The 10,730-nt window shown below is 69.6% G+C and carries 10 protein-coding genes; 7 read left to right on the forward strand and 3 right to left on the reverse strand.

Annotated features, from left to right (window positions below; genetic code table 11):
* Together ACFFNX_RS30350 and uppS are read right to left on the reverse strand one after the other, a co-directional pair.
* A partial coding sequence (locus ACFFNX_RS30350; protein WP_378209293.1) for an oxygenase MpaB family protein occupies positions 1-849 on the reverse strand: 849 nt, incomplete at its 3' end.
* Positions 846-1,589, reverse strand: coding sequence for a polyprenyl diphosphate synthase (gene uppS, locus ACFFNX_RS30355; protein ID WP_378209294.1), 744 nt, complete (start codon positions 1,587-1,589; stop codon positions 846-848). The genes uppS and ACFFNX_RS30350, both read right to left, overlap by 4 nt.
* A 222-nt stretch (positions 1,590-1,811) precedes the next feature.
* Between uppS and ACFFNX_RS30360 the strand changes: the two genes are divergently transcribed.
* The 7 genes from ACFFNX_RS30360 (at position 1,812) to ACFFNX_RS30390 (ending at position 9,739) form a co-directional block, all read left to right on the forward strand.
* Positions 1,812-3,413, forward strand: coding sequence for a hypothetical protein (locus ACFFNX_RS30360; RefSeq protein WP_378209295.1), 1,602 nt, complete (start codon positions 1,812-1,814; stop codon positions 3,411-3,413).
* A 161-nt stretch (positions 3,414-3,574) separates the two neighbouring features.
* On the forward strand, positions 3,575-4,252 hold the full coding sequence (locus tag ACFFNX_RS30365; RefSeq protein ID WP_378209296.1) for a hypothetical protein: 678 nt from the start codon (positions 3,575-3,577) through the stop codon (positions 4,250-4,252).
* A gap of 162 nt (positions 4,253-4,414) precedes the next feature.
* On the forward strand, positions 4,415-5,908 hold the full coding sequence (locus tag ACFFNX_RS30370; RefSeq protein WP_378209297.1) for an RtcB family protein: 1,494 nt from the start codon (positions 4,415-4,417) through the stop codon (positions 5,906-5,908).
* Between the two features lie 389 nt (positions 5,909-6,297).
* Entirely contained in the window at positions 6,298-6,954 is a 657-nt protein-coding gene (locus ACFFNX_RS30375; protein WP_378209298.1) for an ABC transporter permease, read from the forward strand.
* A complete protein-coding gene (locus ACFFNX_RS30380; protein WP_378209299.1) occupies positions 6,938-7,942 on the forward strand; it encodes an ABC transporter ATP-binding protein in 1,005 nt (334 codons plus the stop codon). The genes ACFFNX_RS30375 and ACFFNX_RS30380 overlap by 17 nt, the downstream gene beginning before the upstream one ends.
* Entirely contained in the window at positions 7,932-8,723 is a 792-nt protein-coding gene (locus tag ACFFNX_RS30385) for an ABC transporter permease (protein ID WP_378209300.1), read from the forward strand. Before ACFFNX_RS30380 ends, ACFFNX_RS30385 begins: the two co-directional genes overlap by 11 nt.
* A gap of 62 nt (positions 8,724-8,785) precedes the next feature.
* Positions 8,786-9,739 carry a glycine betaine ABC transporter substrate-binding protein gene (locus tag ACFFNX_RS30390; protein ID WP_378209301.1) on the forward strand — a complete coding sequence of 318 codons (954 nt, stop codon included), beginning with the start codon at positions 8,786-8,788 and terminating at the stop codon, positions 9,737-9,739.
* Positions 9,740-9,820: 81 nt separating this feature from the next.
* Here ACFFNX_RS30390 and ACFFNX_RS30395 read toward each other — a convergent pair.
* Positions 9,821-10,730, reverse strand: a 910-nt coding sequence (locus tag ACFFNX_RS30395) for an ABC transporter substrate-binding protein (RefSeq protein WP_378209302.1), incomplete at its 5' end; no start/stop codon positions are given.

Below are 10,730 nucleotides of genomic sequence, written 5' to 3' on the forward strand. Positions count from 1 at the left end.
GTCGAACATCGCCATGACCGTCTCCAGCCGCGTCCACGCGTCCGGCAGCAGGCGCGACGCAAGGTCGGTGGACAGGTACGCGGCGTGCGTCAGCGTCCGCGCGCCGGGGATCTCGGCGAGCCCGAGTCGTTCGCGCAGCGAGGCCGGCAGCGACCCCACGGTGACCGTCGTGGCGAGCGGGGCGGCCAGCGCCCGCCCCGCCGCCCACACCGCCGGGCGGTCGCGTAGCACGGGCGGCGCGGGCACCTGCGCGAACAGCCGGTGCAGGATGAGGGCGGCCGCCTCGGTGTTCTCCAGGCGCTCCTCGACCATCAGGTCGTAGTAGCGCCAGAACTCCCGCAGCGTCGGGGGAAGCCCGCCCTCGCCGCCCTCGCCGCCCTCCATCAGGGCGAGGAACAGCCGGAACTCGGCGTAGAGGCGGCCGAGGGACGCGACGTCGAGGGACCGGCCGCCCAGCCGGTACATCGTGACCGTGGACTCGAACAGCGTCGCCACCACCCAGGCGCGCGCCCCCGGATCGAGCGCGGAGTACGGGCGGCCCTCGGCGTCGGTGCCGGCGATACGGGCGTGCATGCGGCCCAGCCGGGCCGCCTCCCGTCGCCGCACCCGCTCGTCGGCGTCGACGAGCCGCTGGGCGCTGAGGACGGTGTTGCGCAGCCGCCGCCACGGGTGGGCGACGAACGTGGAGTTGTCGATCAGCGCCGCGCCGATCTGCGGGTGCGCGGCCTCCAGGACGGTGGCGCGGGCCACCGCCAGCCCCCAGCGGGCCTCGTGGGACAACCGCCGGAGCATCGAGTCCGGGCCGTACAGGTCGGCCGGAGCCGGGGCGGTCGCGATCTCGCTCGTCACGTTTCGTCTCCTGTCATGGTCGGTATCCGTACGTCGCCGAACCAGCGTTCGCGCCGCCGGTAGAGGTCCAGGCACTCGCGGAAGTGCCCGGCGCGGAAGTCCGGCCACAGCACGAGGGGGAAGACCCACTCGGCGTAGGCCACGTGCCAGAGCATGAAATTGGAGATGCGCTGCTCGCCGGAGGTGCGGATGACCAGGTCCACCTCGGGTGTGTCCGGGTGGGGCAGATGATGGGCGAAGGTCTCCTCGGTGATCTGCTCGGCCGGCACCCGGTCGCGGACGAGCGACCGCGCGGCCTCGACGATGTCGCGGCGTCCGCCGTGGTCGAACGCCACCGTCAGCGTCATCCGCCGGTTGTCGCGGGTGAGCGCCGTCAGGTCGGCGATGTCGCGGGCCAGCGGCGGCGGGATGCGGGGATCGGCGACTCCGAGGAAACGGCACCGGATGCCGCGCGCGTGCAGCGACAGGGCATGCCTGCGGATGGCGCGGCGCACCAGCCGCATCAGGAAGGCGACCTCGGCCGGAGGCCGCCGCCAGTTCTCCGTGGAGAAGGCGTACAGGCTCAGCCACTCGACCCCGGCCGTGTGCGCCGCCTCGATGACGTCGATCACCGCGGTCTCCGCGGCCCGATGCCCGGCCGTGCGCGGCAGCGACCGGCGCGCCGCCCACCGGCCGTTGCCGTCCATCACGCACGCCACATGGCGGGGTGGCCTCCCGCCCGCGGCAATCCGCTCGTCCAACGCACCTCACCGGCGACGTCAAGGACGCACCAAGAAGCGTCCGGTAATCGGTCAACTACCCAGAGATACCATCGAACGCCCGGTACGGCCACCCCCCGGACGCCCGGTCGCCGCGGCTCACGGGCGGCTCCCCCGCAAGCCCCGGCCGGTCGCTCGGTAAGATCGACTTCGGTGTTCATCGCTTGACGCCGGGCACCACCGGATCGTTTCGAGGGGCGGCGCATGGACGGATTCACCGCCTCCGCCGGCGCCGTCGGCAGCGCCGCGCACGGCATCGGGGCACTGACGTCCCGGGTGGAGACGTTTCATCACACCACCGACGATGTGGCGCGTTCTCTGTCATCCACGCACGCGTGGGGGCTGCTCCGCTCCCTGCGCGAGGACTTCCTGTCACTCGCGGCCGAGTTCAAACAACACCTCGACCACATGTCCGGCGCCATCGACGGCGCGAAGAAACGCCTGCACGACACGGCCGCCAACTATTCCTCGGCCGAAACGGCATGCCTGAAGGTATTGGCGAAAGTCGGAAACGATCACGCCGACCAGGACATTCGCCGGCTGAATCCGGCCTCGCAGTTCTACCAGAACCACCGGACCTGGAACGGCGTCATCACCTCCCTGCCCATGTCCGCCGGCGTGCTGGGTTCGGCCGCCCTTCATACCTGGCGGTTCTTCGGCGACCTGGACAGTGACGATAAGTACAACATCGGCACCGATATCGCGATGCTGGTCACCGATGCCTCCGCCGCCTTCCTGGGAGTACGCTCCAATTACGCCAACATCATCGCCGACCCGATCGGTTTTCTGCTCCGGGGCGGCGTCTCCTTTCTGCTGAACGCGTTCTACTGGACCAAGACCATCACGGACCGGCTGACGGGTGACCCGATCGCCACCGGGCAGGCCGCCTACAACTTCGACAGCATCGCCCAGGGCTGCCGCAGGCTCGCGACCGATCTCGACCAGACCATGGACCAGACGCTCGGCGGGACGTGGCAGGGCACGGTCGCGGACACCGCACGGCGGCGGCTGACGGCGATGCGGGACGGGATCACCGACACCGCGGGCAGCGCCGACCGGACCGCGGCGCTTCTGCAGCTGGTCAGCTCGCTCATCACCGACGTCGAGGCCATCATCCGGGGGATGATCGGCGAAGTGGTGACATGGGCGGTGCTGGCCTGGCTCAGCGCCCAGCTGGTCGCGGCCGAGACGTTCGGAGCCTCGGAGCTGGCCGCCGCGCAGCGGATCACCGCGGAGTCGGAGAGAACCGCCGGCGACGTCGGGCGCGTGATGGCGGTGCTGGCCGGAATGCTCCGGCGCATCCGCGGGCTGGTGAGCCGGCTGCGCGCAGAGCTCCGGCAGATCAAGGAGAAGTCGTTCACGACGCTGCTGCGTTCGTCACCGGGAAGGAAGTTCCTGGACTCCGGGTACGGCGGCGGGCGCCAGACCATATCTCGCGTCCGGGCCGACGCCACCGGGAAACACGGGAGAATCAACAACTTCCACGTGTTCGTCAGCACCGGAAAGCAGACCTGGCGAGCGGCGAAGAACGGCGTTCTCCGCAACTTCGGGTTCAACCAGTATTGGACCGACCCGTCCGGGAATCCGTATCCGTTCAACCAACGCAAGATACGGGTCCTGTCCTACCAGATCGCGGACGGCAAAGGCGGAACGCGCGTGTTGAACAACCGCGTCGGCGTCCTCGGCAGCGCGGCGTCGACCGTCCTTCCGTTCGGCCGCGCGGCGCAGTACTGGACGCGGGGCGGCGACACGTCGCCGCGCGAGGAGATCAACCGGGAACTCGACCTCTGGGACGCCCCGGCGTAGCGGCATATCCCGCCGGAGCCCGGGTCGGAGCACTGGTGCCACCGGAGAAGGGGTGGTGTCAGATCCACCTTCAGCCGGTGTCCACGCCCACCGACACGCTATGGCCTTCCCGCGCAGGATTACTCCTGTCCGCAAGAGATTCTGGAAAGGCCCCAGCTGAAATGAACGAGAAACTCGCCCGGAAGTTCACCGGATTCACCTGCCTCGCCGCCGCCATGGCGCTCATCCTCGAGGTTCCGCTCTATTTCATCTACGACGGAGCCCCGCCGGACTGGAACGTCCTGTCCCGCCTGCTGATCGGCATCCTCGCCCTCGGCTTCCTCCTCCTCTTCGTCACCGGCTTCCGCGAACTGATCAAGTCCGTCAGCCCGCGCCACGAGTGGATCGGCGGAATCGCCTCCGCCGCCGGGCTCGCCTACGTCGTGGTCACCCTCATCTCGCACGGCCTGGAGGCGGGCTCCGTCATCGCGACCGACCACCCGATCGATCCGACCATCACCGTCAACGGCACCTACATCCTGTACGGCTCGATCGGGCGCATGCTGCTCGGCACCTTCCTCGCCACCGTCGGGTACGCGATCGGCCGCACCCGGGCCCTCCCCCGTTGGACCGGCCGCTCGGCGTACGTCCTGGCCGCGATCAACTTCGCCTTCATCCCCTCGATGTTCTTCGGCAACAAGCCCGCGTTCTTCTACGCCGCCAACGGCTGGGGCACGACCGCCTCCATGGGCGCGATCCTCAGCTACTGGCTGCTGGCGATGAGCGTCAGCACCCTCCGCAGCGCCCGCCGGGCCCCGCTCACCGCCCCGGCCCCGGCCCCGGCGGTGGAGACCCGCTGACCGGAGAACCGGCGAAATCCCGTTGCGGCCGTCCCGGCCGGGCGGGATATCGTCGTTCCACCTCGCGGCTGCTGAACCCCGGGGAATACCGGCGACCCGCCGCGCACCGAAAACGCGGCGGCGATTCCTCATGCCTCATCGAGCAGCCACCAGGAAGGCCTCATGCCCAGTTCTCCCACGCAAGACCCACGACTCGTCCGCGTCGACGACGACTGGCTGCGTCTGCCCAACCCCTGGCACGTCCCGGTCGACATCTGCGCCGCCGAGGACGTGCCGATCGAATCCAGCGCCATCGACGAGATCCTCACCGTCCTCCAGACCGCCGGCACCCTCGAACGCCTCGGTGGCGACGCCGCGATCACCCAGGTCGTGCTCACCCCCGACCTCCACAAGGGCGCCGGCATCCCGATCGGTACGGTCCTGCGCACCCGCGGCGCGCTGATCCCGCAGGCCGTCGGCAACGACATCAACTGCGGCATGCGCGTGGAGACGACCTCGCTGACCGTGGACGACGTACGGCCACGGCTCGACGCCCTCGAACGCCGCCTGCGCCACCTGTTCTTCGAGGGCGGCCGCCGCATCGCCCTGACCGCGGCGCAGCGCGAGGGCCTGCTCCGCGACGGCCTGCCCGGCCTGCTCGACGCGGGTCCCCGGCCGGATGACGGCGTCTGGGCGGCGCTGCGCGACGACGAGCGGCACGACCGGATCCACCGCTCCCGCTACCCCACCACGACCGCCGAGCCGTTCCGCGACTGGATCACGAGCGCGGGCGGCACGAGCTACGACAGCATCATCGGCGGTGTCGGCGGCGGCAACCACTTCGCCGAACTGCAGTACGTCGCCGCCGTCCACGACCGGCAGGCCGCGTACGCCTGGGGGCTCGAACTCGGCCAGATCGTCTCGATGGTGCACAGCGGCTCGCTGTCCCTCGGCCACCAGGCGAACGCCGACGGCATGGACCAGGCCCGCGCCGCGTGGCCGGAGGAGCTCCCCGCACCCGACAACAAGATCATTCCGATGCTGCTCGACGAGCGCTCCGCGGCGCGGCGGAGGCGCTACCTCGACGCGCTCGGCAACGCGGCGAACTTCGCGGTCGGCAACCGGTTCTTCCTGTCCCTCATGCTGCGCGCCGGGCTGGCCGCCGAGTGCGGCGACCTCACCGCCGACCTCGTGTACGACGCGCCGCACAACCTGCTCTGGCAGGACGGAGACACCGTCACCCACCGCAAGGGCGCCACCCCGGCCGGAGGCTATGCGGAGACGGCCGGCGGACCGTACGCACTGTGGGGCGAGCCCGTCATCGTGCCCGGCTCGATGGGCGCGGCGAGCCACCTCCTGCGTGGCCGCGGCAACCCGCGGTCGCTGGCGAGCGCCTGTCACGGCGCGGGCCGCCGGGTTCCGCGCGGTGCCGCCTCACGCGCGAACGACAAGGAGCTCGACGCGTTCCTGGCGGAGTTCCGCGTGGTCACGCCGCTGGACCACCGCGATCCCAAGGTCGCCCACCGCGCCGACGTCATGGCCGCCTGGCGCCGTGACCTCAAGCAGGAGGCGCCCTGGGTCTACAAGGACGTCGGCCCGGTCGTCTCCAGTCTGCGGAACGCGGGCGTCGCCGACCCCGTCGTCGAGCTGCGTCCCCTGCTGACCGTCAAGGGGTGAGACCCGTTCGGCGGCCCGCCGCCGAACGTTTCGTCGGCTAATTGATCCCGCTCCGGCGGATTTCGCGCCTGCGATGCCAAAACGTAATCTTCGTTGTGATCCGCTCCCGGCGCGGTGTGCTCCCGGCCGCGATCGCACGGCCTCGCACGCACACGATGATCATCGACGTTTTCGCAGGTCAACTGCTTGCCTCGCGACAACGGACCGGACCTCCCGCCCGCTGCCGTCATCCGCGCGCCGAGCGCCCGCGCACCGCGCGCGGACGCGACCGTTGCCGTCGTAACTCAGGGTCCACACATGGTTTCGTACCGTTCCATGCCGTAAGCTTCCACCCTCCACGCGTTAGATCCTGACAATTAGGTATAAATCATGGCTATTCAAAGAGTGCGATGACCTTCACCGAGTACGTCCAGACGCGGTCGGACGAGCTCATGCGTGCGTTCGGACAGCACGCACTCGTCGTAGCGGTGTCGATCGCCATCGCCACCGTGCTCGGGGTCGGTATCGGGGTACTCACCTGGCGGCACCGGCGGCTGAGCGGCTTCGCCATCGGCGTCTCCAGCGGGTTCCTCACGATCCCGTCGTTCGCCCTGCTCGGTCTGCTGATCCCGGTGCTCGGCCTCGGTTGGTCACCGACCGTGTTCGCCCTCACCCTCTACTCGCTGCTGCCCATCATCCGGAACACGGTCGTGGGCCTGCGCGGCGTCGACTCGGCGGTCACCGAGGCCGGACGCGGCATGGGGATGAGCTCCCTCCACGTCCTGTGGCGTCTTCAGCTCCCGCTCGCCTGGCCGCTGATCCTCAGCGGGATCCGCGTGGCCACCCAAATGATCATCGGCATCACCGCGATCGCGGCGTATGTGGCCGGTCCCGGGCTGGGCCAGCAGATCCTCGACGGGCTGGCCCGGCTGGGCTCGGCGAACTCGCTGAACGAGGCGCTGGCCGGAACGCTGGGCATCGTGATCCTCGCCCTTCTCTGTGACCTGTTCTTCCTCATCGTCCGCCGTCTAACCAGTCCGAGGGGTCTTCGTGTTCGAGAACAGTGACGGTGGCGTCCGGATCGAGTTGCGCGAGCTCACCAAGCGCTATCCGGGACGGTCCGACCCCGCCGTGGACGCGATCTCGCTCGACGTGCCGGCCGGGGAGCTCGTCGTCTTCGTCGGCCCCTCCGGGTGCGGGAAGACGACCACGATGAAGATGATCAACCGGCTGATCGAGCCGACCTCCGGCGAGATCCGCATCGGCGACGAGGACGTGCTGAAGATGCGTCCGGACGACCTGCGCCGCCACGTCGGTTACGTGATCCAGCAGATCGGGCTGTTCCCGCACCTGACCATCGCCCAGAACGTCGGCGTGGTGCCGAAGCTGCTCGGCTGGTCGAAGAGCAGGATCGGCGACCGGGTGGACGAACTGCTCGGCCTGGTCGGGCTCGACGCGGCGGACTTTCGCTCAAGGTATCCACGTCAGCTGTCCGGCGGGCAGCAACAGCGCGTCGGGGTGGCGCGCGCGCTCGCCGCGGACCCACCGGTGATGCTGATGGACGAGCCGTTCGGCGCCACCGACCCGATCACCCGCGAACACCTGCAGAACGAGTTCCTGCGCCTACAGCGCGAACTCCGCAAGACCATCATCTTCGTCACGCACGACTTCGAGGAGGCCATCAGGCTCGGTGACCGGATCGCCGTACTGCGGGAGGGGTCCCACATCGCCCAGTACGACCGGCCGGCGCGGATCCTGAGTGCTCCCGCGGACGACTACGTCGCCGGTTTCATCGGCACCGCGGGGACGCTGAAGCGCCTGGCCCTGATCACCGTCGAGGACGTCCGCACGGCCGGCGACGGCCCGGAGGGGACGGCCGGGCTGCCGGAGGTCGAGGCGACGGCGACGCTGCGCGAGGCGCTGGACGCCATGGTCGCGCACGGGACCGAGGAGGTCGCCACCGTCGCGGGGGACGTACGTCACCGCCTGACGTACCACGACATCTGCCAAGCGATCAACAGCGAGAGCCGGGAGGTCGAGCCGAGTGGTGGCTGACACGCTGCCCGTCACCGGCGAGATCGGTGACACCCGGGCACCACGACGCGGCCGGGCACGCGTCCTGCTCCGGCACCTGGGGACGCCGCTCGCGATCGCCGCCGCGCTCGGCGTGCTCTACCTGTGGGTGCACGGGCTCAGGCTCGATTCGATCGAGCGGCGCACGCTGAACTACACGTACATGCACGACCGGGTGATCGAGCACCTCAAACTCACGCTGGTCGCCAGCGTGATCATCGTCGTCATCGCGATCCCTCTCGGCGTCCTCGTCTCGCGGCCGCGGGCCAGGTGGGTGAGCCCGGTCATCCTCGGCCTCTCCAACCTGGGCCAGGCGATCCCCTCCATCGGCGTGCTGGTGCTCCTCACCATCAAGTTCGGAGTCGGGTTCAAGATCGCCATGATCGGCCTGGTCGCGTACGGCGTGCTGCCCGTGCTCCGCAACACGATGGTCGGCATCCAGCAGGTCGACCCCGCCCTGGTCGAGGCGGCACGGGGCATGGGGATGACGCGGCTGCAGGTGCTGCGGTCGGTGGAGCTACGGCTCGCCGTGCCGGTGATCCTGGCCGGTCTACGGACGGCACTGGTGCTCACCGTCGGCGTGGCCACGCTCGCCACCTTCGTCAACGCGGGTGGACTCGGCGACATGATCGTCAACGGCATCAAACTGTCACGCCATCCGGTCCTGATCACTGGAGGCGTCCTCACCTGCTGCATCGCGTTCCTGGTCGACTGGCTCGGCAGCCTTGCCGAGGACGTGCTACGACCGCGCGGTCTCTCCTGACCGATTCCGCCCGACCGACGTCCGGGCCGATCGCCACGACCGGCCGAGAGAGAAAGGTTCACATGCGTTTTCGCGCCATCGGAACGACTTTCGGAGTACTCACTCTTGCCGCGTCACTCGCCGCCTGCGGCGGAACCAAGTCCGATGTCGAACAGGGGAGCGCCGGCCAGGAGCTCAAGGGGGCGTCGCTCCGCGTCGGCTCGAAGGAGTTCACCGAACAACTCGTGCTCGGGCAGATGACCCTGCAGTTGCTGCGCGCGCACGGCGCGACCGTCACCGACAAGACCAACATCCAGGGGTCGACCAACACCCGCAACGCGCTGACCTCAGGCCTCATCGACCTGTACTGGGACTACACCGGGACCGGCTGGATCACCTATCTCAAGCACGCCAAGCCGATCCCGGACCCCGCCGAGCAGTACCAGGCGGTGGCCAAGGAGGACCTGACCAAAAACAAGATCGTCTGGGAGCCGCCCGCTCCGCTGAACAACACCTACGCGTTCGCGATCCGGCAGGCGGAGGGCCGGCAGCTCGGCGTGAAGACCATGTCCGACGTGGCGAACCTGCTCAAGACGAAGCCCGCCGAGGCGACATTCTGCATCGAGAGCGAGTTCTCCACCCGTGACGACGGCTGGCCCGGCCTGAAGAAGGCGTACGAGATGAACGTCCCGGCGGGGAACGTCAAACAGCTCGACACCGGGGTCATCTACACCGAGACCGCGAAGGGCTCGACCTGCAACTTCGGCGAGGTCTTCACCACCGACGGCCGCATTCCCGCCAAGCACCTGCAGGTCCTGGAGGACGACAAGCATTTCTTCCCCGTCTACAACGCCTCGCTCACCCTGCGCCAGCAGATCGCCGACAAGTACCCGCAGATCCAAAAGATCTTCGCACCGGTGGCGCAGAAGCTCACGAACGAGACCATGAGCCAGCTCAACGCGAAGGTCGACGTCGACGGCTACGAGCCGAAGCAGGTCGCCCATGACTGGCTCAAGCAGCAGGGCTTCATCAAGTAGGGCTGAACCGTCGGCGCGAGTGCCGCGCCGGAGCATGGCCGGTCATCGCCATGGTGGCCGCGTGATCGCATGCGGCGGCCGTCAGGGAGCGGTGCCATGCGTGGTGACCAGGCCGTGCGTGGTGAGCAGGCCCGCCTGACGCAGCCAGTCGGCGGCCACCGTACGGGCCGGGACCCGGTCGGTGAGCATGCGGACGTTCATGCGCAGCAGGGCGCCGGTCGTCAGCTTCGCCGAGACGGCGTCGAGCGCGGCGCGGCCGGCGGCGCTCAGCGCCGAACGGTGGACCAGCGGCGTGACGTTCTGCGCGCTGAACACGTGCTCGGGATCCGCCAGCACCACGAGCCCGCCCTCGGCGATCGCCGGTTCGGTCGCGAACAGGTCCGCCGCGTCGATGTGGCCGTCCTTGAGCTGCCGGACGACCGTGGTCCGGTCGTCGGTCTGGAACGGCTGGTAACTCCGGAAGTTCAGCCCGTACGTGCCGCGCAGCCCGACCAGGCCCTGGTGCCGTGTCTGAAACTCCGGCGGGCCGCCCATGACCAGGTCGCCCGCCACCGGCCTGAGGTCGGCGATCGTCCGCAGGCCGTACCGTTCGGCGGTCCTCCTGGTGACCGTCACCGTGTCCCTGTCCTCGGCCGGCGCGGAGCGCAGGAGTTCGAGCTCGGGTGGGAGCGTGCGGGCGAGGACCGCGTCGACCTGCGCCGCCGTGACGGCGGTGCCGGCCGGGTCGAGCGACACGGCGAGCGCGCCGGTGTACTCGGCGATCACGTCGATCTGCCCGGACCGCACCTGCGGCAGGTACGTCTCCCGGTCGCCCAGGTTGAACCTCCGCGTCACCCGGTATCCCTTGGCCTCCAGCGCCTGCGCGTACACCTCGCCGAGCAGGGAGCTCTCGGCGAAGTTGGCCGATCCCACGGTGACGGCGGGCGGCGGAACCCCAGGCGGCGCGCCGGCGCGGCCCGGACCGTCGTCCGGCCACAGCGCGACCGCCAGC

The sequence above is a fragment of the Actinoallomurus acaciae genome, assembly GCF_042429965.1.
Taxonomy (GTDB): Bacteria; Actinomycetota; Actinomycetes; order Streptosporangiales; family Streptosporangiaceae; genus Actinoallomurus; species Actinoallomurus acaciae.

Bases quoted from the DNA above. Each gene is read 5' to 3' on its own strand.
- ACFFNX_RS30390 (WP_378209301.1), top strand. From the start codon at position 8,786: ATGCGTTTTCGCGCCATCGGAACGACTTTCGGAGTACTCACTCTTGCC.
- ACFFNX_RS30360 (WP_378209295.1), top strand. From the start codon at position 1,812: ATGGACGGATTCACCGCCTCCGCCGGCGCCGTCGGCAGCGCCGCGCAC.
- ACFFNX_RS30365 (WP_378209296.1), top strand. From the start codon at position 3,575: ATGAACGAGAAACTCGCCCGGAAGTTCACCGGATTCACCTGCCTCGCC.
- ACFFNX_RS30370 (WP_378209297.1), top strand. From the start codon at position 4,415: ATGCCCAGTTCTCCCACGCAAGACCCACGACTCGTCCGCGTCGACGAC.
- ACFFNX_RS30375 (WP_378209298.1), top strand. From the start codon at position 6,298: ATGACCTTCACCGAGTACGTCCAGACGCGGTCGGACGAGCTCATGCGT.